Here is a 23109-nt window from a genome sequence, read left to right as displayed (position 1 = left end):
TGTGCCCCCTAACAAAATTTCACCATTCCACTTGGCGCCCATTACAAAAATCCCTACCCTGAAGATAGAGTGATTCTTATTCTGTATGCTAAATGTTTTTTATGTTACTAAGTATTTTATATTTGCTTTATGATACGCTGATGTGATCTGAATCACATTGTGCTTGTTTACAGATAATTTTCAGTGGCTTCGGTAGCACCATTAACTGAGAATAAAATGAAAAAATTGGGAATTATATAGATTAAAAGTTCCCAAAACAGTGACAAAAAATACATTATTCCCAGAATACACCCTTGACACCATTATTAATAATGGTGTAATTAGTAGCTCGAATTCCTCAAAACTTTTATGCCATAATTCGCCTGACTCTTTAAAATCAATTAAACTAGTTCATCTGAATCATCGCCTTTATTACTTTCTGCTACTTGTCGCAGTGCGAGAAAAGCCTCTTTTAACGCTTGACTTACAGCACTTTCAGATTCCGCAAGTACTAACTCTTGATAAGCTTCTAGAAAATCCATCCGTAACCGATGAAAAATATGCAGAAAATGACGTAAAAAACTAATACAGTCAAGAATAACAAATTCTATCCCACCAGTTTGTTCGTAAATTAAGAAAGCGTATTGCTGGACAGCAGGCTCAATTATATCAGTTGTAATAAAAATATAGTTGTCAATTCTGTGAGATGAATCTCTAATTTTTTGTAAGGCACGGTTAATATCATTTATCGTCACCTTTTTGGTTTTCATCTCGTAGGCAGTAACGACATTTTCCTCATTAAGTAAGGTAATTTCGACATCGCCCAGCGCTCCTGTTTGTTCATCAGCAGCATTATGGCTCTTCAGAGACAAGCAGCGTTGACCTAAGTAAGTAGAAGCTGATTGGTAAGCAGCGGCTACAACCAAAACAGGTAAACGGCTAGAATTAGGGCAGCTTAAATGTTGCTCAATCAATTTAAGAATTGCTTCCGCAGAGAATGGAATGCCACCCGCAACCGTTCGTAAATTTGCCAGCAAACTAGATATTCTTTGCCGCTTCTCATCTCTAACAATCAGAAGATATCTGATAGTCTCCGCTAATAAGTCGGATGCTAAAACGCTGCCGCAATAAACATTATCAAGTAGTTGAAGAACAGTTTTATAGAGAATGGGGGGTCTACCAACCAAATTAACATCTACTGTTAAAACTATATTTCGATTACGTAAGGCTGGTGTTAAAAATGCTGTTGTTGGGTTACATGGAAGTTCGTGTTTATTAATAAAATTTGTTATATAAGCTTCATCATAAGTACGACCTGAATAACAGTCGTCACTACCAATTTCTGTATAAGGTTTACGAATATCTAAATTCGGTCTATGAACTTTTGCTAATAAACAAGCTAATAATAGCCTTACACCTGCTCGGTTTTGAGGATTGCGACAAACAAATTCTACATTTGCTCTTATCGTACTATCTTGGACAAGAGATTGGCTCAAATTATTGATAACTCTTTCAAAGGCTAAATCAAGGATAGTTGTTGGGGTTGACATTCAGTTTCTACGTTTTGGGATTTAGGAGTTTTTTGAGAAAGAGTATTAATATCGTAATTAATCCACAACACCTCTGTTCGCAGTCCTTTTGTAGAATGACAAACTTTTTGAGGCGCCGTAATTACATTCCAATCTCCGTAAAGCTTTTCCATTAAATCACATTTGTAGCCAGAAACCGCCACTTTACCCTTAACATTGTGTAATACGGATGCAAGTTCTTGATGTTGCTCGTCAGTCATTTCAAAAGCATATGCTTGACTGTCTCCCCTTGCAGAGTGAGGGTAAGGAGGGTCACAATAAAATAATGTATCCTCGGAATCGTAACGTTGAATTACTTTAATCGCTGTGTCATTTTCTATTTGCACTCGTAAAAGTCGCTGCACAATTTCTGGTAAATCTTCCACGCTTCCTAACCACCGAGAAACGGCGCCTGCCATTCCTGCGCGCGATGTTAATTTACAATGTGCCCATCTCCCGGAGCTTGCCGTTTGCGCTAAACCCGTTCTTACCTGCCTTGCCCGAATAAAAAATCGCCTTGCCCGTTCAAAGTCAGATATATCGGGAGTGAGTCGGGAAATCGCGACTTCAAATTCTTCACGCGAAAACGGAGTTAAGCCAATTGCCTGTATTAACCTTTCTTTATCAGAGCGCAGTACACGAAAAAAATTTACAACCTCGCCGTCGATATCATTATATGTTTCTACTGGAGCTGGCTTGCGATTGAGTAAAATTGCTGCTGAACCTCCAAATGGTTCGCAGTAATGCACAGCTTCGGGTAAAAGAGGTAACAGCCAATCTAGATGACTAAATTTACCACCATACCATCCAAAAGCTATTAGCTTGTTTTTGCCCATGCTTTCACCCCTATGGATTAATGAAGCCAAATTATAAATAGTATCGCACAAGAATATAAGCCGCAACCTAAAACCTGATACTGAAGAATGAGTGACGATTATTTGCTTTAGATGAAAGTTGATGTAACGGATAAGTATAAAAAAGGCGCCATCTATAAACTATAAAAGGCGCCGTCATTATCAGGGTGCATCTACCATATAAGTATCCATAGTTACTAGAGACGTATCAGGATAAAACTAATACAAAATTTAATTAGTACGATTTCCGACGGTTAGTGTCACCCAACCGAAAAATTGCCGAATTAGAGAAGCTTCCTCTTCATGAAATGCAAGAACTTCTGTTGACAAATAAAAAGGCGCCAATCATAAATAATAAAAGGCGCCGTCGTTATTAGGGTGCATCTACCATATACGTATCCATAGTTAGTTGGGATGCATCAGGATAGAACTAATATAAATTGCATGTTTACTTTTCATGAAGTCGTTGAGGAAGCGGGCTATTTAGTGGCAGGTTGCTTGCTGTTCTTTACCGCGCGATTCAAGATTTGATTCCGTTCCTCTTCTGGCAGAGAAGCTAAGTACCTCTCTGCTGCTGCTAACAGGATATCTGCTACTTTTTTGGAGATTATCATTGTTCTGTGTCGATCCAATTATTTTTAGCTTAGTTCGTCGGTTGAAAATTTCTGTTCATGGAGAACTCGAATAAAGCTAGAATCTGCACTCGATGCTGAATTATTAGTGTGTTAAAAAACGTGAAGCGTTCTTCGAGTAAGGCAAAAAGGGTAATAAAGCTTAATTTATCACCCTTTGGAACGTAAATATTTGAGCATTTTATTTGGCGTATACTGAGTTTATTTGCTTGTGCAATAGCTTCTAAGCGATGCGATTGACTTAATATTAAACTATAATAAAAATAACTAATTGAGGCAATTTCTAATATTAACTATAATCGCCGTAAATTAAACAAATTCTTTAATTTTTATTTTTAATGGTGGCGCCTAACTCGTTTACAATCAACCATTAAGTTGACTTTGATAGCATTAGGTGATAATTGCGCGGAGATGAAAAAAGCTTATTTTGTAAATACTCCGTGTCGCTCAAGACCCACTAATTCCAAAAATTGTTCGACCTGACTGAACGATAGCAGCTTTATTGTTTTATTAGAGGTATAAAAACATCTGTAATATCCATTGAAAATCAAGTATTGGTAGATAATATTGATCTAATTATCGTTCCTAAGAGTTTCCCTCGGAGTATGTCATCAGGACTTTGAATAATGAATACAATAGTTATCAGCTTGATTGTATTAACAATGGTTATTAGTAACACAATGAAAACAAAAACACACTCTGAAGAATGCAGGGTCGCCAATCGAGGCTGCGAACGCAGAGGTGTTACATTTGAACCTCCTCCAAATAAACCTAGACCACATTGTAAAAAACGTAGTTGTGCTGGCGGAGGAAGTTTCACAAATGTTAGTAAATCTATTTAAAAAAAGTCGGAAGTGTATGGTCTACAGTCGGAAGTAACAATCGCGTTCCGGGGGATTTAAATCCCAATACGTCGGAACTAAAAGTCTTACTTCAGACGGACGACTTCCGTCTGAAGTAAGACTTCGTTAAAAAAGTAGCCATTAGTAAAAGGGGTGCGAGTGCAGGAGCACACAACTGTTCTAGAGTGGTGCCTCAATTCGATTTGTGGATATTTTAATTAGCGAGTGGGCGCCCGTTGTCGAAGGAAAGCTGTTTGCTTAGAGCGAGCGCGCGGTTGCTGATGCACTTCATCTGATGGATGACATGATCAGAACATTAAGTGTCCGCGTTTCAAAGTGAAGGTATGCTGCGCTTTTTAAACATCAGGTGTTTTGACTCTCATCAAAATTCACTACGAACTGCGCGAGTTACCAGACTTTGTGGAAAATACAGGCACCATCATTAATATAATATAGATATGCCACTTTCCCAGGTAACACCGCAAACCATAGGGTGTTTTTGAAGCCTGGTCAAAATTTGTGGCTACAACACTTACACAGTAAAGCTTTGGAGCATTTTATATATTTAGGAGGTTCGCGGTAACTCTAAAACCCTTGCCAGTAAATCATTTTGAGGATTTTCAACCATGCATACCTTGACATATCGGCACCTCAAACGGTATTGTTGCTATAGGTTCGCGGAACAGCACCTTGAAAACCAAATACAGCAATCAGTTGGCGCCTAGCACTAGCAATTATTAATAATCCCTCTTAGGGATTGAAACGGTTATTCGTTTGGCTTGACACCACAGTATCACTCTAGCAATTATTAATAATCCCTCTTACGGATTGAAAATGTATAGGCGCCTCAATTGCTAAAATCACTTCTGTAGTAACTATTAACAGTAATTAAACTGGCATGGCGCCTGCTAGACTTAATTTCAATGCAGGCTAATAATTTATCTAAGTATTTTAACTCATGCCGCGCGCTTCTTTCTTCTGCGATTTCTATAATTTATAGTATCACGTTTTAGTGATACGAATGGATAAATATCTCCAGCGAAGTGAAATCCAATGGCGCCTATAAGCCCAATAGGTGAGTAAAGTAGTGAGGCAACAAAAAGATAAAAAATAGTGTGAGTAATAATTTGTAATCTTTAAGGTATAGGCTTCACATGCTTATAACAATCATTTGTATTAGTTTTTAACACTAGTCTTACAGGCGCCAATACATTCCACTCTCTATCTTATTTGTATTATTGAGTGTTGCAATGTGCTTGAGTAAATAAGCTATTTATCCCAGTAGGAGCAGGCGCCTCTTCAACAAGCACTACATCGTTATTCTTATCAATAATCCATCCCTTTGCTTCTACAATTGGGGTGTCCAGGTTGATTATTGATGAATGCGTACTTGATGATTGTATTTTTTGTTGCGTATTTAAATTAGTATTTTCAACATCTGTAGGCAAAGATATCCAATCATCGCTAATATTTGTATTTCTAAGATAATCTTTAGGGTTAACTGGTAAACCCTGGCGCCCGACAATAGAAAATTTACTTGCATTTCGACCTGCTTGTGCAATACAAGTTTGGGCTAGCTTAGGCTCACTTGGTTCTGTGGGTAATTGAGCCAATCCGCGATTAGGATCAAATTCAAATGTATTAATATTTACTTGCCCGTTTAAAGTCGGATTTTGTTGAGAAATCGCTGTGATATCACTTGTTGGTAAACCTTGAGGTTCTATTTTGAGTGGGTCTGTGGTTCCAAATACTTTTGTTAAGTCATTTCGACCGCGCGGTACTATGCCAAAAATGCCAGTAGCGTTGATTTGAATGTTGCCACCGGCGCCTGTAAAAGCGTTAGCGGTGATATCGCTGTTTTCGTAGGTATGAGCAATGATAAAACCATTGGGAGCATTAATAGTTATATTACCGCCATCTCCAATAGCCTGTGCCTTGCCAGCAGAGGTGGATATTTGGCTGTTTCGTCGTAAATTTAGTAAGTTTTGCACTTGTAAATTTATATTACCACCCTTACCTAAATCAGTTTCAGCAATTAATTTTCCTTGATTATCCAAAATTATAGAGTTAGCTTGTATTTCCAGATTGCCTGATGAACCTAAATTACTTATTTCATTAGATTTATAAGACAAAAAATTTTCAACTCGACTGCTAACGTTGATTACAGCACTATCACGTACAACTAATTGCCTTGTATTGAGCTTTAAATCTCCAGCATTTCCAGAACCTTGAGTTGATGTAAATAAACCGCTAGCTATTTCACCATTGTTTCCATTTCCAATCAATTCTATGGAATCTCTGACATTTACTGTTAAATTCGCTCCTTGTCTTGTCGCTGGTATATATTGATTATCAAAGTAATTTCCTAGAGATTCTGTTGATATCCTAGCTCCATCTTTTAGATATAAGTGACCAGCGTTTACTTCTATTTCACCAGCATTTCCAGCAGCATAAGCTATACTTAAAATCGAACTGGGGATAAAATTGTTGCTACTCGTACCTGGAAATATAAAAGAGTAGCCACCAATGAGTTCCAGAAAATCTGAAGTATTTATAATTAATCGTCCTCCTGCTCCTGAACTTCCACTATAAGAGAGTATTTGCGCTCCATTTTTAATAATCAAGTTTTTCGCTGTAATTATTAAATCACTAGCGTTACCAACGCTCTCAGTTCCAACCATCAAGGGCGTACCGTTACCAGTTAATTCTACAGATTCTGTTGCTGTTACGGTTAAATTGTTTCCTGATTTTGAGCCATAGGTTATACTCAAAACACTTGAGGCGCCAGTAAATAGTACGCGCTTTCCTTGAACAGATATAGTACCACTACCTTCACCACTGACATCAACAATCGATGGAATTCCATTTTGTTCAAGGAATTGTATGTCTTGAAAATTCGTTACATCTCCAATCTCAAAAACCCAACCACTAAGATTTGGTTGTAAGCTTACCTTACTATCGCTTCCTACACTTAATAACTCAATTTGTCCCTCTGCTGCCGTTAAATTGCCACCACTCAATATCACATCACCACCAATAAGTGCTAAAGTTTTACCAGTTCTTACTTGTAAACCAACTGGAGACCCGAAACGGTTGGTTGCGTTACCTGCTTGAGATGTCAAGCGGATTGGGTTTGCAATTTTTCCGAATTGTAAGCCAGTAGGAACACTCACTGTTAGCAAATGTAGGGGTCTAGTATCTGAAGCGTTAAACTTATTACCATCAGCAAAGTTAAGACTGCTTGCTGTACTTGCGATAAATGAGCCGCCAATATTTAACTCGGCGTTATTACCAAAAATAATTCCGTTGGGATTAAGAAAAAATAGATTTACTTCGGTACCGTTTGCGCGAATTACACCATTTATATTAGAAATTTTAGAACCTGTTACTCGACTAATAATATTTTGAATATCTAGCTTGTTATTAAAATAGGCACCTGCTCCATCAGGTATAGAGAATTCTTCAAAACTGTGAAACAAATTACTGCCCGCTTGAGTTCCACCATTTATAATTTTAAGATTATGAATAGCTTGTACGCTTGAATTATTAGGTAATGTAGCATCTGGTATGATTTGGGCAATAGCAGAGTTTTTTAATAATGCTACTGCACTACAACAAATCACTACTAGACATTTCAAGCTGAATCTACCAAGCGTACTGCTACTAAATATTACACACATATCGATTAAGAACTAATTAAATATTAATGATACCTCCCTGTAAATAGATTACATTAATATTCGTGTTAAAATACAATATATGAAATATTCAGTCATCAAATTAGAAACATGTGCTATAAAAATTAATTAACCACATACTAAATAACCGAAAAGACTACCAGTTGTTGGGCAGGGTCTTACCTATACACATGCCGACAGGATATCAGATTTTACATTTTCTGGCAAACCAAGTTGTGTTTATCGTCTCTAGAGCTTAAAATAATTTAAGACTTTATATAGTCCGGAGCGCGCACTCTCCACCCAACATTAAACCAATTCTGAAGTGCATGTAACGCAATTCCCTAGGGTACACTACGTGAACGCAATTATATTTTGAGATGGGGATTTAGACCCCAACTCATTCATTGTCGTTCACGTTCACGTAGTGTTCCGCAGGAAAGACAAACAAGCAACCCATAGGGGATGGGGAATTAAACCCCTTTAACAAGTTAACCTTTAAATTGTTAGCAACGTGCGTGCTTCCAAATTACAAGCTATAAACCTTGAATTATGTACTTAAGTTAATTAACATACTACACAACCTAAAGGACTGCCAGTTGTTGGGCAAGGTCTTACAAACGTACATCCCTGTGGCTTAATTTCAGGCTTTAGACTTTCTTGTTCAACTTCCTGGCAAAGTTCACTATTTACATCCTCACTTATTTGAGGTAAGGAAGGGTTGTTATTTTCGTTTTGTAACTTCTGTAATTTATTAGAATCCATAATTTGTTACCTTATAGTGCAATTTTTGTGTTTCGCTGTTCTGATAATATTTACAAGTCAAATCTTATTTATTTCGGAAAATTACTACCAGTAGCTCAAAACTGAGACGGAGATAGACTATTGAATCAATATCTTTTTAAATCAATACAGTTATATAGTTATTTTTAATAGTACAGGCGCCTGTAACAAGCTTAAAATACAATACGTCTAGTTTTTTAAATTAAACAAAATTCGGCGCCTGTACTCACAACCAAATCAACAGGCGCCTTCATTTTTTATTGATAGGCACCTTTTTGTTTTTTAATAGATAGTAAAGACAAATGGCACTTGCCAAATCAACGTTTAAGCATGATATGAATTTTTTGGTGGTAATTAGCGAAAGGCGGCGGTTTCGCTATGCCTATTCGTGAAGGTAAAGCGCAAGAAATCTACATCGTTACCTCTGGTGAAATGATGGCGATGTATGCTGCTAACAACATCGCACGTGGTATTTTGAAATATGCTCACTCCGGTGGTGTACGTTTAGGTGGTTTGATTTGTAACAGCCGTAAAGTTGACCGTGAAGCTGAATTGATTGAAAACTTGGCTGAACGTCTCAACACCCAAATGATTCACTTTGTACCTCGCGACAACATTGTTCAACACGCTGAATTGCGTCGTATGACTGTTAACGAGTACGCACCAGACAGCAACCAGTCTCAAGAATACCGTGCGTTAGCTAAGAAGATCATAAACAACGAAAAACTGACAATTCCTACTCCAGTGGACTTTACAACGGAAACTTTATCTCTTATCCTAAAATATCAAGTGTTTTGGACTTAAAATTTATGCGGGTAGGCTATGCGCGCGTTAGCACCGGAGAACAAGACGACGCATTAACGCAACAAATAGCGCGTCTTGAAAAAGCTGGAGTGTGCAAGATTTTCTCAGACATTAAGTCAGGAAAATCTAACAATCGTCAAAACTTTAATAAATTATTAACTCTGTGTCGTCAAGGTAAAATAACAGAGATAGTAGTCACTCGATTAGACCGTTTAGCTAGGTCTGTAGTGACAATAAGCAAAGCGATTACGCTATTTGAAGAACAGCATATTAAGTTAGTTATATTAGATGCACCAATTGAAGATATATCAAACCCATTTTCCAAATTCTCAATTAACCAAATGGGCGCCTTAGCTCAGTTTGAAAGCGATTTGCTACAAAGCAGAGTGATTCACGGGTATAATTACTTTCGTGAACAAACTAAAGCTTGTCCACAGCCGCCGTTTGGTTACTGCCGTGATTCTGAGAAGTACGTTCCTGACTTAACACTGCATGAGTCTGGTAAATCTAATTGGGTGATTGCACGGGAAATAATTGATTGGTTTCTCAGCAATCAATCAACAATTCGCGGTACAATCCACCATGTCTACGAAGTATACAAAATTCGATTTTCTACAACAGGGTTAACTAATTGGCTTAAAAATCCAACGCTTCGTGGTCATACTTGTTACAACAGAAAGTTTAATAATAACCGTCCTGAGTTATGGGACGTGCGAAAAGATACTCATATCCCATTAATTGATGAGGAAATTTATAGAGATATAGAGACATTACTATCCGAAAACAGGCGCCGATGGGGACGCAATAACAAAGGAGAAACCGGAAAGGGGTTACTATCTGGCTTAGTTTATTGTGGGTGTTGTGGTGGTAAATGCTACGTTAGACGTAACAAAAACTTACTAGCTTGTAAACAACGTGCTGAGTACGGTGAGACTTATTGCACCAACAAAAAAAGTACATCGCTCACTTTTATTTGCGAATCCTTAGATAAAGCACTAACCGAATATGCGAATATGCTACGAGATTATGCTTTGTCTGAAGAACCCACAGAATCAGCAGAAGTTATTGAACTACGCGCTACACTAGCCAATCTACAAAAATTACCTCAAAATGATGCGATAGATGACGCAATGGCAAAAATTAAAATTCAAATATTGCAACATCAGAAGGTGGCTTACCCATCCGAGTTGATTGATGAATGGGTTAACACTTTCTCTGATGTTCAATTTTTTAAATTCATGCCTGAACAAGAAAAAGCCGAGCTATACCGAAAGTTTGTCAGGTCGGTCACTGTCTTGAGTGGTAATATCATTGACATTAAACTTTTCAATATTATTTAGCACTAGGTCAGGGTTAGCAAGGTAAAAGCGGATTGTATCTTCATCCAAATGCTTTACTTTTTGAAAGACAATCGCCAACTTTTTTAACCGTTTTGGTAATGATTCTCGTTTTGTAGTTTGAGTCATAGTTTTTGCTGTAGCGCTCATTGTTTAGGGTAGTTTCGAGGATTGAAAATTTCTGTTAGCGGCTAACTTATAAAAAGCTAGCCATTTTTCTTTATGCGTTGTCTTTCTCCACCAGATAAGGCGCCACCAATTTTAACGGCGCCGCTCTTAACATCAGCATATCTATTAATAAGACGTGTAATTGTTGTTTTGCCACATCCAGAACTACCTACTAATGCGGTTAAACTTCGTTCTGGTCAAGCTAAATTTCGACTCTTTTCGCTCTTTGGGCTTTCTTTGTGTTTCCTGCATTTTCAGGTGTGCCATTACTACGTGAGCAAACACGTTATCGCTCGCTTCGAGTTCTGCCCACTGATCCTTATAGTCTAAAAGCTTATTGCTTCCGAATTGAAAATCCAAGCTTGTACCTGGGTAGGTGAAGCTGAAACCCTTGGGGCGCCAGTCCTTACTGTTATCGCATAATATCGCCAAGCTAATTGCGGGTTTCCCAAACTTGTCAAAAATTCGGAAGTTATACGTAAACATACGTATTTCAAACTCTTTCTCAGGCTTGGCTTGAAGCTCAATATGTATCAATAGCCACAGTTCTTCCCCTTTATGCCCCCATACTTTGACTAATTTATCTGCATATCGTTTGCCTTGTTTGGCTTTACGAGAAATTTGCTGGAACTCTTTATCCAGAAACTCATACTTACGACTCCAGTCGATTTTTTCTAAAACTTCTTCTCCCCACGTTTTCATCAAATTTTATATTACAATTTGTTTTCTTTCTTTTACTAACCCTATTAACTTTCCCGTATCTATATCTACGAGTACAACAATAAACTTTCCTTGACCTTTAACCAAACTAATTTCATCGATTCCCAACCTAAATGTTTACGCGATTAATGCTATCCTAGATAATCTTGAAAAATACCTTATCAATCTTCAAAAAACTATGACTAAATCTACCCTCTTTGTTTGCAAATCCTGCTGCTTCTCCGAAGATCACCCAGAAGACCAGCCAGCAGATGGCGCCGTCCTTCTAGAAAAAGTTCAAACCCACCAGTCCAACAATCCCGAATTTAATAACATTCGAGTTCAACCTACCAGTTGCCTCTGGGACTGTGGTCGTGCCTGCGTCATCGCCTTCTCCGCTTCTCGCAAACCCACTTACGTCTTTAGCACTGTTAGCTTAGAATCCGCTCCAGCACTTCTACAATTCGCTCAAAAACACACTCAAAGCAAAACAGGCAATATTCCCTACGACAAATTTCCTGAAGAATTAAAAGAAATCCCTATTACTAAAGTTCCCGGCATTACACATGAGGCGCCTGAGAGTGAATAAAAGCGGTGCAATTAACCCAAAATATCATGAGCAACTTAGCATATCGTAGGATAAAGCTATTTCTCTTGATAGCTTTTCATTTTTTGATGACAAATTGTTTCATAAAAATGGAACATTATAGATATATTAGGAGCTAATAAAATATTAGATTATTTGTTTAAATAGTTGCCACAAGGTGAATAAAATCTGTAAGTTATTATTTGGCGCTAACATATCTTTATACTCACTAACAGTATGATATTAGTACTCACTTGAACTATTGAACAAGATTTAGAAAGTTATATTTAATACATAATCTTTGGTTTAATCCCTCCTAACCCCCCGCGAGTTCGTTGGAAAAAAGACGCATTTAAGCCCCCCTTATTAAGGGGGGTTGGGGGGATTCCCTAAATTTATAGTTTAATTTTATACATTTAAAACATCTTCTAAGCTCGTATAATAACTGCAGAACGTCCTTTTTTTGTGGTTTCAGTTTTAGTTTTCAAGCGGTCGAGAAAAGCAGGTGCGTTTTTGCGTCTGTCTCTATGTCAATCATAATTAACAAAAATATAAATAACTTTACATTGTTGAGAAAAGATTGCTATAGTTCTTTACATAAATTAATATCTTAGCATTTCAAACCTAGAGTACTAATTATGCAAGACGCAAAGTCAAGGTATTGAACTCGATATATCTGCTGAAATTTTACCCGGATGGAATATTATTGCTGGTTATGCGAAATTTGCTTGCTGCCAACGCTGTAATTGATGATTTATTTAAATACCTGTGTAGAGACGCGATATATCGCATCTCTACAACGTGCAATTATTAACCTTTCTTTAAATTAATTAAATATTTTGTCTGACTTTTACCTTCAAAAGATTCGCCTGTTAGTTTATTATTTTTCACTTGGGTCTTGAATTTAATCATAGTTTTGCCTTTTTCTTTTAATTCCAAAATCACATCGTTATTATTCACTGTGGCTGTTAAAGTACCGTTCTGAATAACAATATCTTTCTGAGTCTTTGTATCATATCCCCAAAATTTCCAAGTCCCTTGCTTAGTGTTGCCAGCTTGAGAAAGTACATCAATCTCTATAAATGTGGCAGTATCATCACCTTTGGGTATAATCTGCCCTTTCCAACTACCAACAATTGAAGGTTTGCTGCTGATGATTTGACTAATTTTGCTAGGATTTGCTTGTTGCCCTTGAAACATTGTAGCAGATACTTGGGAAGCGGCGCCCAAAAATCCTATTCCAGAAGATACAGCAAGTAAGGTAGTAAGAGCGATAGATTTGGTTACGAATTTCATAAGTAATTTATCCTGTTAATTTTGATGATTCAAAGTTGTTTTCCCTTTCTGTTAACAGGTATGTTGGCTTTCCCATTTTTATGCACTATACAGGCGCCTGCATACCGACACCTCGTTAAAAAATAACCCTACAGTGACGCACCATCAAGGTTTCAAAGATTTTCAGAGCTTCATCCACAGACGCCGTTTATCAAATTTGAAGCAGTTGACTGTTATGCGCGCTCCTTCTGGTCTAGATGGGGGTTAACAGCAGGTGTAGCCAGGATATGTATACATAGAGTATTGGCGCCTAGCTTAATACACGGTTGGTTCAAAATGCGATTAGAGCATATATACTAAAGCTAATAGTTTATAATAAGCAAGATATTGTAATTGATTTTCATTCTCCGTTTAAACGCCACTTTAGAGAATATGCGGTAGGTTAAGATTTGTTTGAACGCAAGAGAGGTGCCTGTAGCAAAAGTTTAAAAATATACATATAACCCCTCTCCAAACCTCTCCCCGCATCGGGGAGAGGCTTTAAAATCTTTATATTATCGTTCCCCTTCCCTACGAGGATACAGAAGAGCGATTCGAGGGTGACGCCCATCATACCCACGATTTGTCTGCGACAATGAATGCGTCATTCCAGACCTTGTAGAGACCGAATTAATACGGTCTCTACCGACCAATTTGCGTGAAATGAGGGGTCAGACCTACCATTCGCTCTTTTGTATCCTACGAGGGAAGGGGTTAGGGGTTAGGTTCTTGGTTAATATTAATACTTTAAGATGCTTCTTACCTCAGCATGACAGATTAAACATGCTGTTAACCAGTGAAGTCTAAAACAATTAGCTTAAACTAGTAAAGTTTAGGTTAAGGTATTATTATTTAGAGTTTAAAATTAGAAGATTTATTTAATATTAAATTTGCTTCTTGGGCTATGTATTAAATGCGACTAATTATATTACTTGTACTTTTATATCCTGCTAATATCTAGATATAAATATACTCAAAGCGGGGTATAGTTACCTTTCTCAAATAGGAGAGCCTATGAAACGTCGTGTGCTGCGCGTCGGTGGGTTTGGTATTGGGCTAATTATTATTTTAGGTTTAGGTTGGTATTTGAATCAACCTAGATGTTTGAGGATTGCGGCTGGGCGAGAGGGTGGAGATGCTCATAATTTTGCTTTGCTGATGAGAACGTTTTTACCTATATATTCTGATAATAAGGTTTGTGTAACTGTAGTTGGCAGTTCTGTCGGCGCCAAAGGAGAGAAAGAAACTGATGGGACGCAAGAAAACTTAGATATGTTGGAGAAAAAGCAAGCTGATATAGTAGCTGCTCAAGCTGATATTTTAATTATGAGAAATCTGCCTAGCTTGGCGCCTGTTAATTCTCCTGCTTGGACTCCATCTCCTCAAAGGCAGTTAACTCAAGCGCAACTTGTGTCTGAGTTATTTCCTGATATGTACCAGCTAGTTGTTAGGAATGATTCTGATATCAAAAGTGTTTCTGATTTAGCTAAAAATAAAAGAGTTGCAATGCCTCCGCGCGAGGGTGGTCAAATTGAGTCTTTTGCGTTTCTGATGCAATATTATGGTTTAATTATAGAAGGTCAACAACTTGTACAATTAGTAGAATTAAAGAATAATATCAAAAATGCTCTTTGTAATCAGAAAGAAATTGATGCTGTATTTTACGTGCGCGCGGTAGATAATGATAATATAAGACAAATTCTTACAGAATGTGGACGTTTGGTTCCAATTGATCAAGCTGCCGCAATGACACTGAAAAATCCTTATTTAAAAGAAGCGGAAATTCCTGAAGGCGCCTATCGAGGAGGTAGTAATCCTATACCAAGCAGTAGCGCCGATAATAAGCAAAAGTTAACAACAGTCAGTACTCCAAGGTTACTACTAGCACATAAAGATGCTAATCAAGAAAAAATTCGTATAGTTACTAAAATTCTTTATGACTATCGCCAGGAATTTATCAAAGCCATGCCATTGCTAGCGAATATGAGTCCTCCTGATAATATGAAATCTGGAATTGGTCTACCTATTCATCCAGGCGCCCAAGCATATTATGATAGAGAAAAACCTTCTTGGCTAGAGAGATATTCAGAAAGTTTAGGTTTTATAATTACTTTAGCATCAATTGGGTTGTCTGGATTTTTATGGGTAACTCAACGGTTTGAGCAAATACGCAAAAATAAAGCGGATGATTATATTCGAGAAGTTAATTCTTTAATGGATGCTGAAGACTGTATTCAAGCAGTGGTAGAATATTTAGACGCAGAACAATCTAACAATACTCAACAGCTTAAAAATTTCAAAGATTTGATAATTGATAAAGCGGCAAAAATTCTGATTGAGAAAAGAATTGCGGAACTTGCTAGTCAAAAAAACTTGATATCAAATGAGTCTTTAATATCTTTCGGTAAGACTTTACGTAAAGTTATTAATGGAATTGAAAAACTTCCTGTAAATGTCTCTGGCGAAATTCTTAATGATATTCCTCACAAAGCCACAGTAATTGTAGATAATTGGCAAATTGAACCTACAGATATTTGGCAGAAAATTTTGAGAGTAACTTCAGCAGATGAATTACGGAAAACAGAAAAAAATAAATTCAATCAGAAAGATTTAGATGAAGTTTTACAAAAATGTATAACCACTGCTAACAAACGACAGGTTCTACAGTTAAGTGATTCTACTAAGTTTCTGCAATCAGAAATCTTAGAAATTCGTCGAGATATGAATGCTATCTTCAAGCGCGCGGTTAATGCTTTAATAGAGGAGAGAATATCTCAAGAATCATTCCAATCATTCCGCGTAATTTGGCAAGTTGCAGCAGATGGTATTAAATAAAAGGTTAATAAACTGTTATCACATTGTTAAGTTAATATCATAGATAACACTTATGCCTTAATCTCTACCCTATATTACCATGAAACCGCTCTTGAGATAGAAAGACCAACCAAACTCTTCGGTATAAGAATTAAGTAGGTTGCTCAAATGAGCTAGTAAAAGGTGGTAGAGTCATGAATCAAATTCCAAAAATCAGTGATGCAGTTAAGGAAGCTAGCAGTAAAGCCAATAATGCTTCCAACGATGATAGGTCTCAAGGTATTAGAGATATAGCGGTTTTGGGTATACTTATTGTATTAGCTATGTTGACTAGAGATAGCGGATTTTTCACTTCTAATCAAGATACAACCCCAAAAATTGCTAATACAGCTGAAATTACGCGCGATACCGATAATTTTATTGGTAAAAACGTCACAATTAGAAGCAAAGCTGTTCAACGTGTTGGGTTGCGTTCTTTTGCTGTTGCAGATAGACGATTTTTTAGTGGCGAACCCATCGTAGTTATTAATGCTTCCGGTGTACCCTTTAATTTACCAAAAGACGGAAGTACAGAAGTTCAGGTAACAGGTCAAGTTCGTAGATTAGATAATATTCCCAAAATTGAGCGCGATTTTAAACTGAATATACAAGACGAATATTACAAAGATTACATCAATCAACCTGTAATTATCGCGCGTGACATTGCGTTAGCTTCAAAACCTAATCAAGTTGGCAGATATTCTCAATAATCAGTGGTCGGTGCCTACTCTTGTCATGCACCAGGTAGAAGCATCTCTTAATAACTCTACAATAAGCTAAATGGCGCCGCCCACCTCACTGATACTTATACTTTTCAAGAACAATTTTAGATGCATGTGTATTTAGGTAAATAAATATAACAGGATGCCTATGCTACAATATCTCGGTAATGGCTGTTACTAAGGTTTCTGGTTCTATTGGTTTGGATATGTGTTTTTGAAACCCTGCTTTTAGAGCTTGAATAATATTTATTTCTCCAGCGAAGGCAGTAAGTGCTATTGCTGGTAAAAGTCCACCTTGCTCTTTTGGTAAAGCTCTTATTTGTTGCATGAGCATATAACCATCCATGTCTGGCATTCCAATATCGCTTACTAATATATCTGGTATATCTTGAGAAAAAATTATCAGAGCTTCGGCGCCTGAACCAGCAGCAGTAACGGAAGCTCCATACATATCTAGCATAAAAACAATAAACTCGCGCGTGTCGGTATCATCATCTACTACTAAAACTTTGATACCATCTAAATTGAGGGATGGGTCAGATGGGTTACTATCTGAGTTTGTTGGGGAAGGATTTTGTATAAGTGGTAATGTTACGGTAAAGGTGGCACCGTGTCCTTCACCTAAACTTTCTGCACATACTGTTCCACCATGTAGTTCGACCAAGTGACGCACTATTGCTAACCCTAAACCTAGTCCACCAAATTTTCGAGTTGTGGCGCCGTCTTCTTGACGAAAATAGTCGAATACGCAGGGGAGAAAGTCTGGTTTGATACCAATACCATTATCTTTTACTATAATTTGGGCTGTATTGTTATTTTGCTTTAATTGAATGTCTACTTGTCCCCCAACGTTGGTAAATTTAACAGCATTGGAGAGAAGATTCCAAATTATTTGTTGTAATCTATTTGCGTCACCGGATACTTGTCCTACATTTGGTTCAAGGTTTGCGGTTATTTGAATCGATTTGACTTGTGCTGCTAGCTGTACTGTTTCCATTGCTGCCTGAATAGTTGGCGCCAAATCAACGCTCGCGATATTAAGGGCTAGTTTGCCTTGTATAATTCGGGAAACATCAAGTAAATCTTCGATTAGTTCTGATTGCAACTTAGCATTACGTTCAATTACAGTTAAGCCTTGAGCCATTTTCGCTGCATCTAACTTGCCTGTTTGCATTAACTTAGACCAGCCTAAGATTGGGTTTAAAGGCGAGCGCAATTCATGGGATAATACAGCAAGAAATTCATCTTTGATTCGGTTGGCTTGTTGCAATTGCTCGGCTTGTTGTTGGATTGAGGTGATTAAATTTGCTCGCTCAATGGCAATAGCGATTTGTTCACAAGTAGATTGCAGCAAGTCCATTTCTTCGGAGGTAAAATTGGTGCGAGTGCGGCTAGCAAACGAGAGCGTTCCTAGTAACCGACCATGTACAATCAATGGTTGTGCTGCATATGCCGTGATACCTAATGAGTAGACTAACTGGGCGTTTGGATGGGTGGAAATTTGCGCTTGATCAAAAACAATTTGGCGCCGCTCTTGCGCTACCATCCCACACAGATATTCACCAAATTGAATCCATTCGATTGATTGGGCTGCTTGTTCAGAAATGCCCTCATAATTTTTTAGATGCAGCATTAACTGGTTGTCTTTCTTTTCAACCATATAGTGATAGTAAAAGTCTAACTCAAGTTGGGCTGAGAGCTTGTTAAATAAGTTACTCATCAACTGCATTGGTTGGGGAGTAGCGAGTAAATCGCGCGTTGTTTCATACAGCAGTTGCAGGCGCCTATCTGCCTCTCTTTGTGCGGTTTTGTCCTGTAAAATTTTGACAAATCCTTGTGTGTTGCCTGCTTCAGAAAGCAACGGCATTATTAAACCACTTGCCCAAAAGCGACTACCATCTTTCTTCACATGCCAGCGTTCGTTTTCTGCCCTTCCCTCTGTCTGTGCAAGTTGCATCTCTCGCTCGGATTGCCCATGTTCGTTGTCTTCAGGTGTAAAAATAATACGATTGTTACAACCGATAATTTCGGCTTCTTGATAGCCTAACAATCGTTCGGCGCCGGAATTCCAAGTTGTAACAATGCCATCAAGTGAGAGAGTAAATATTGCATATTCTTTTGCACTTTCAACCATTAATCGAAAGCGAGATTCACTTTGGCGCAGTGCTGACAAAGATTCGCGTAAAGCATTTTCTGCTTGGATTTTATCTGTAACATTCCTAAAATAAATGGTAATCCCGTTTGCGGCTGGATAAGAGTGAACTTCATACCAACGCTTATGGTCTGGGTAATACGCTGTCAACGAACCAGCAACACACTCACTAGCTGCGCGCCGATAAACCTGCTCAAACTCGCTACCATCAAGACCTGGATATTCTTCCCAGAAGTTTTTTCCAATTAAATCGGATGAAGCACGCTCAAGTATTATTTCGCCAGCTTTATTTATATAGGTAAACAGCCAGTTTTCATCCAGAGCTAAAAACCCATCATTAATGCTTTCTAAAATATTCCGGCTTTGCTTCTCACTTTCTCGCAAGGCTTCTTCTGCACGCGCGCGTTCTAGTTTAAACCAAACCCGGTTTGCTAATTCCTGCATCAACTCAATTTCCGAGAGGCGCCAATCGTAAGGTGTTTGATGAAACACACTTAGCGAAAATTTCCATTCCCCATCTTTAATTATAGGGATGTTGAGTTCCGCACCTATTTTTAGTGCAGCAAATCGAGAAGCATCGACAACGCGCGGGTCATTATTAACATCCCGAACGACAATTGGTTGTCCGGCTTTGGCGGCTTGCAAAAACTCATCGGTAACAAACTCTGGGATAGAATAAACTCCAACTAAGCTTGGCGTATCATTTTGATGCCAATCATAATTATTTACCGCTAGCTGTGCCTCTTCATTAATTTCGGTAAAGACACAAATAGAAATATTGAGATAGCGGTTTAATTGTTCACCAATCGTTTGTACAATTTCCTCTACAGTAGTTGCCCTTACCAAATTTTGGCTGACTGTGGCGAGAAATTCTATGTTCAATTCTGTCTGTTTACGAACAGTGTTGTCGTAGGACACTACTAGCACCGAGTCAATATTACCTTGTTCGTTATATAAAGGTGTGCCATGAGAGATATAGTAACGTCCGTGGCTGTAATGCTCTAAGCTGAATGGTTCGCCACCGAGAGCTTGACGGAAGTAAGGTTCGTAATGTGTAGCAAGGGTCGGGTCGAGAACTGAGTATAAAGTTTTCCCTACCAAATCATCTGAAATAAATCCGGCGCCCAAAAGCGCTTGTCCCTCTGCCAACAAATAGCGCAAATTATTATCCACAATGAAGACAGCCGCATTCGGCAAATTAGCAGCAACCGCACGGAGACGAGCTTCATGTTCATGGGGTGCAACTAGAGAGGGTTCTGGTTTGGAGCGTCGTTCCGAAGAAGACAATGCTCGTTGAATTATAGGCGCCAACCGTCCCAACCGTTGTTTAAGTACATAATCTGTGGCGCCACTTTCAAGAGCTTCAATCTCTAGCTTTTCATCTAAATTGCTAGAAACAAATATAAATGGAACTTCAGGAATTTTGTTACGGGCAATCGAAAGAGCTTCAAAAGCTGGCACTATATTATCAGCTAATATCAAGTCAAATTTATTACCATAAAGTGCAGTGCTAAATTCTTCTAAGCTTTCTACTCTTACCAATTCACAATCAATGGCGCCGGAACGAAGGGTAGCTTTAATTACTAAGGCATCTTCTTGATTGTCATCAAGCAAAAGAAACCGAAGGGTCATTTTTGTGCCTCCTGCCTACATTCACTTGACTCTGCCATTGCGCTTCTAAACCCATGTACAACCCATCACAGTAGATTATTCTTTAAACAATAGAAGTATTTATCTATCTCAAGAGGTAGATAAGCTTGCACTATTTATCTATCTTTAGATAGATAAATTGATTATTTGCCCACACAAGCGACTTATTTGGTATATTTCGCTCAATTACCAAATAAGTTGGAAAATGTATTAACGATTACACAGCGTCATAAACGCATGTTTATACTGATGGGTGCGTGACTTTAAGATATTAACAATGCATTTGTTACCTAATAATACAAAAAAACTGTAGTCAAATTATCCTTTGTCGTGAAGAGGTGATTAATGTGGAGACGTGATTAATCACGTCTCTACGTTGTTTTATGCGGTGTGGGATATGTAGGGTTATCAGCAGGCGCCCAAATACAAGCAAAAAATATTTGTCAAAGGAAAATTTTTGTGCTAATATAATAATGATTATCATTGTTGAACATAGTAAGATTTGTAGTGTAGCTCACTTATGTCAAGCGATGATTATATAATTTAAAAATAAGTTTTTACTTTCAAAAAAATTTGATTATGAAAGTCGCAATCTTAGGAAAAGGGGGAAGCGGAAAAAGCACTATTAGCTGGCTTTTATCCGAATATTTGAGCCAAGCCAAAAAAATTAGAACCCTGGCTATTGATGCAGACCATAATATGGACTTATCTACTTGTTTGGGGGTGAATCCTTACGAGGTAAACTACTTTAAAGATTTTAACGATGAGTTTAGGCAGTTAGCAAATATGCCCCAGGTTGGGATGTGGAGAGAATATTTTAAATCCACCCCAGTTGATTTTACATACCCGCAAACTGAGAAAACAGAAAAGCTGGATAAATATTTGACTCAGGTTAATCCCAATTTGGATTTAATAGTGCTGGGACTTGGTGACGAAGAAATCATGAATAGTTACAAATGCTCCCACGCTTTATCGGCTCCCGTCAAGCACATGCTACCGACTCTCAGCATGGAAAGTGGGTCGTGGCTAGTACTAGACTCGGTTGCTGGGTCTGACATGGTAAATTACGGTTTATACTTTGCCTTTGACTGTATTATTGCGGTGGTTGAAGGAAATATCAACAGTATAAAAGTAGCCAAGCAGCTTTGTAGTCTGATAAAGAAACAGGGCATGAAGCTAAATTTTATTCTCAATAAATACAATGCAGAAAACAAGTTAATCAAGGATTTTGAAAGGGAGTTTGCAGACTTAATTATAGGGAAAATAAACACGGATATAGCTTTGACTAACTGTGATTTTTCCTCGGTAGGCGAGGAAAACCTGCATAATTTGGAAACAATCTTTACCAGAATTAAAGCACTTCCTTTAGTAAAAGATTCTTATGTGAAACTTAAGGTATTTGAGGAAAGTAAGGTATTATGACCGTCTTATAAGCAAGTCAATTATGTAGAGGCGCCTTCATAAGTTGCGACTCTACAATATTTAAGTTTTGCTTACACAGAAACTTCAAATTTAACGTGTTTAAACGGATTGAAACCAGGCTGAATTTGTTCGTTAAATTTGTCACCTGCCCAAGATGCTGCTGTTTCTTCGTGATGGTACAGCATTCTTGTTAATATTTTGTCCCAGTCGTGTAATGGTAATTGTCGCAATAAGTCTGTTAAATTATACAGTGCATCCAAAACAGCAAAGCTTGCTTCTCGCACATGAGGTGGACGCGATAATAGTAAGCTATCTCGCTGCATGAAAAATGGGTCATGGGGAATTATCCCATCTACAGGTCTTTCTAATTGACTTTCTATTGCAGCGACTTCTTGACAGTTAGAAATATCTGTTGCCACTACCAGCATGGAGACACCAAAGTTTTTGGCATGACTCAAAAAATCAACTGCGTTTGCTAACGACTTGCGAGTTGGTTTGACAACATAGATATTACCGTCAAACAAAGTGGGTAACGGGGAAGCAAAAACATCTTTCCCTGCTGACATATCAACTATGATTGCTTCGTTACTATCTTCCCAGACATGTTTGAGAAATATCTCAATGGCGCCAGTTTTACTGTGATAGCATTTTTTACGGTAGTCCTCTGAAGTGAAATCACCGACACGAATTAACTCTACTCCATCGATAACAGTAACATAACGCTGGCGCCATTCTGCAGGCTCAGATAATTTGAGTACACGTGAACCTTCTCCTGGTGGAGTGGTTTTAATCATTGGTAAATCAGCAGTGATACGCGGATTATTTCCAGCAAAGTACGCGCGCAACCATTCTAAATCATTACCAATATCTCGCGCGGTTCCTTGTTCACCCCGTTGCATGTCAGTTTCAGTGGCGCCAAGTTCGTTGGCAAGATGTAAATTATGGTCGCCATCAATTCCTAAAACACGAAAATTGCAGAAATAACTGAGAAACTGCAACAAACTTGCACTCAGGGTTGTTTTTCCGCTTCCTCCCTTACCATAAACAGCTAACTTCATACTTAGTGA

14 protein-coding genes and 2 pseudogenes are annotated in these 23109 nt (G+C 38.0%); 6 read left to right on the top strand and 10 right to left on the bottom strand.

Annotated features, from left to right (window positions below):
* Positions 1-380: 380 nt before the first annotated feature.
* From DSM106972_RS29905 to DSM106972_RS29890, 5 genes are all read right to left on the bottom strand, one after another.
* Entirely contained in the window at positions 381-1529 is a 1149-nt protein-coding gene (locus DSM106972_RS29905; protein WP_127084110.1) for a restriction endonuclease, SacI family, read from the bottom strand.
* The gene (locus DSM106972_RS29900) at positions 1499-2383 is read right to left on the bottom strand and encodes a DNA adenine methylase (protein WP_127084109.1); all 885 of its coding nucleotides are present in this window, start codon (positions 2381-2383) and stop codon (positions 1499-1501) included. Before DSM106972_RS29900 ends, DSM106972_RS29905 begins: the two co-directional genes overlap by 31 nt.
* A 497-nt stretch (positions 2384-2880) precedes the next feature.
* On the bottom strand, positions 2881-3015 hold the full coding sequence (locus tag DSM106972_RS55030; protein WP_267901173.1) for a hypothetical protein: 135 nt from the start codon (positions 3013-3015) through the stop codon (positions 2881-2883).
* 2095 nt (positions 3016-5110) lie between these two features.
* Positions 5111-7555, bottom strand: a complete 2445-nt coding sequence (locus tag DSM106972_RS29895) for a two-partner secretion domain-containing protein (RefSeq protein WP_170213611.1) — start codon at positions 7553-7555, stop codon at positions 5111-5113.
* Positions 7556-8119: 564 nt separating this feature from the next.
* Positions 8120-8317: a hypothetical protein gene (locus tag DSM106972_RS29890; protein WP_127084108.1), complete on the bottom strand. Its 198-nt coding sequence runs from the start codon at positions 8315-8317 to the stop codon at positions 8120-8122.
* A 384-nt stretch (positions 8318-8701) separates the two neighbouring features.
* Between DSM106972_RS29890 and DSM106972_RS29885 the strand changes: the two are divergent.
* Both DSM106972_RS29885 and xisF read left to right on the top strand, forming a co-directional pair.
* Positions 8702-9139 (top strand): annotated as a pseudogene (locus DSM106972_RS29885) (NifH family ATP-binding protein); the annotation flags it as partial.
* A 5-nt stretch (positions 9140-9144) separates the two neighbouring features.
* Positions 9145-10479: a fdxN element excision recombinase XisF gene (gene xisF, locus DSM106972_RS29880; protein WP_127084107.1), complete on the top strand. Its 1335-nt coding sequence runs from the start codon at positions 9145-9147 to the stop codon at positions 10477-10479.
* A 203-nt stretch (positions 10480-10682) separates the two neighbouring features.
* Here xisF and DSM106972_RS55450 read toward each other — a convergent pair whose 3' ends face one another.
* The gene (locus DSM106972_RS55450; protein WP_272954045.1) at positions 10683-10787 is read right to left on the bottom strand and encodes a hypothetical protein; all 105 of its coding nucleotides are present in this window, start codon (positions 10785-10787) and stop codon (positions 10683-10685) included.
* 37 nt (positions 10788-10824) lie between these two features.
* Positions 10825-11346: pseudogene (locus DSM106972_RS29870) on the bottom strand (hypothetical protein); the annotation flags it as partial.
* 196 nt (positions 11347-11542) lie between these two features.
* Between DSM106972_RS29870 and DSM106972_RS29865 the strand changes: the two are divergent.
* Entirely contained in the window at positions 11543-11932 is a 390-nt protein-coding gene (locus DSM106972_RS29865; RefSeq protein WP_127084106.1) for a DUF1636 family protein, read from the top strand.
* A gap of 807 nt (positions 11933-12739) precedes the next feature.
* Here DSM106972_RS29865 and DSM106972_RS29860 read toward each other — a convergent pair.
* The gene (locus tag DSM106972_RS29860) at positions 12740-13225 is read right to left on the bottom strand and encodes a hypothetical protein (RefSeq protein WP_127084105.1); all 486 of its coding nucleotides are present in this window, start codon (positions 13223-13225) and stop codon (positions 12740-12742) included.
* Positions 13226-14257: 1032 nt separating this feature from the next.
* On the opposite strand from DSM106972_RS29860, the gene DSM106972_RS29855 reads away from it, so the two are divergent.
* Together DSM106972_RS29855 and DSM106972_RS29850 are read left to right on the top strand one after the other, a co-directional pair.
* Complete coding sequence (locus DSM106972_RS29855; protein ID WP_127084104.1) at positions 14258-16078, top strand: TAXI family TRAP transporter solute-binding subunit; 1821 nt, start codon at positions 14258-14260, stop codon at positions 16076-16078.
* Positions 16079-16251: 173 nt separating this feature from the next.
* On the top strand, positions 16252-16806 hold the full coding sequence (locus tag DSM106972_RS29850) for a hypothetical protein (protein WP_127084103.1): 555 nt from the start codon (positions 16252-16254) through the stop codon (positions 16804-16806).
* 163 nt (positions 16807-16969) lie between these two features.
* Here the strand turns inward: DSM106972_RS29850 and DSM106972_RS29845 are convergent, their stop codons facing one another.
* Positions 16970-20602 (bottom strand): PAS domain S-box protein, encoded by a 3633-nt coding sequence (locus DSM106972_RS29845; protein ID WP_127084102.1) that lies wholly within the window; start codon positions 20600-20602, stop codon positions 16970-16972.
* A gap of 597 nt (positions 20603-21199) precedes the next feature.
* On the opposite strand from DSM106972_RS29845, the gene DSM106972_RS29840 reads away from it, so the two are divergent.
* Complete coding sequence (locus DSM106972_RS29840) at positions 21200-22042, top strand: nucleotide-binding protein (RefSeq protein ID WP_127084101.1); 843 nt, start codon at positions 21200-21202, stop codon at positions 22040-22042.
* Positions 22043-22113: 71 nt separating this feature from the next.
* Here the strand turns inward: DSM106972_RS29840 and DSM106972_RS29835 are convergent, their stop codons facing one another.
* Positions 22114-23100 (bottom strand): nucleotide-binding protein, encoded by a 987-nt coding sequence (locus DSM106972_RS29835; protein ID WP_127084100.1) that lies wholly within the window; start codon positions 23098-23100, stop codon positions 22114-22116.
* Between the last annotated feature and the right edge of the window lie 9 nt (positions 23101-23109).

Source organism: Dulcicalothrix desertica PCC 7102, assembly GCF_003991905.1.
GTDB classification, from domain to species: domain Bacteria; phylum Cyanobacteriota; class Cyanobacteriia; order Cyanobacteriales; family Nostocaceae; genus Dulcicalothrix; species Dulcicalothrix desertica.
This window is presented reverse-complemented; position numbering and strand designations above follow the sequence as displayed.

Excerpts from the sequence above, each read along its gene's own strand:
- DSM106972_RS29905 (WP_127084110.1), bottom strand. The coding sequence starts at position 1,529 with ATGTCAACCCCAACAACTATCCTTGATTTAGCCTTTGAAAGAGTTATC.
- DSM106972_RS29900 (WP_127084109.1), bottom strand. The coding sequence starts at position 2,383 with ATGGGCAAAAACAAGCTAATAGCTTTTGGATGGTATGGTGGTAAATTT.
- DSM106972_RS55030 (WP_267901173.1), bottom strand. The coding sequence starts at position 3,015 with ATGATAATCTCCAAAAAAGTAGCAGATATCCTGTTAGCAGCAGCAGAG.
- DSM106972_RS29895 (WP_170213611.1), bottom strand. The coding sequence starts at position 7,555 with ATGTGTGTAATATTTAGTAGCAGTACGCTTGGTAGATTCAGCTTGAAA.
- DSM106972_RS29890 (WP_127084108.1), bottom strand. The coding sequence starts at position 8,317 with ATGGATTCTAATAAATTACAGAAGTTACAAAACGAAAATAACAACCCT.
- xisF (WP_127084107.1), top strand. The coding sequence starts at position 9,145 with ATGCGGGTAGGCTATGCGCGCGTTAGCACCGGAGAACAAGACGACGCA.
- DSM106972_RS29865 (WP_127084106.1), top strand. The coding sequence starts at position 11,543 with ATGACTAAATCTACCCTCTTTGTTTGCAAATCCTGCTGCTTCTCCGAA.
- DSM106972_RS29860 (WP_127084105.1), bottom strand. The coding sequence starts at position 13,225 with ATGAAATTCGTAACCAAATCTATCGCTCTTACTACCTTACTTGCTGTA.
- DSM106972_RS29855 (WP_127084104.1), top strand. The coding sequence starts at position 14,258 with ATGAAACGTCGTGTGCTGCGCGTCGGTGGGTTTGGTATTGGGCTAATT.
- DSM106972_RS29850 (WP_127084103.1), top strand. The coding sequence starts at position 16,252 with ATGAATCAAATTCCAAAAATCAGTGATGCAGTTAAGGAAGCTAGCAGT.
- DSM106972_RS29845 (WP_127084102.1), bottom strand. The coding sequence starts at position 20,602 with ATGACCCTTCGGTTTCTTTTGCTTGATGACAATCAAGAAGATGCCTTA.
- DSM106972_RS29840 (WP_127084101.1), top strand. The coding sequence starts at position 21,200 with ATGAAAGTCGCAATCTTAGGAAAAGGGGGAAGCGGAAAAAGCACTATT.
- DSM106972_RS29835 (WP_127084100.1), bottom strand. The coding sequence starts at position 23,100 with ATGAAGTTAGCTGTTTATGGTAAGGGAGGAAGCGGAAAAACAACCCTG.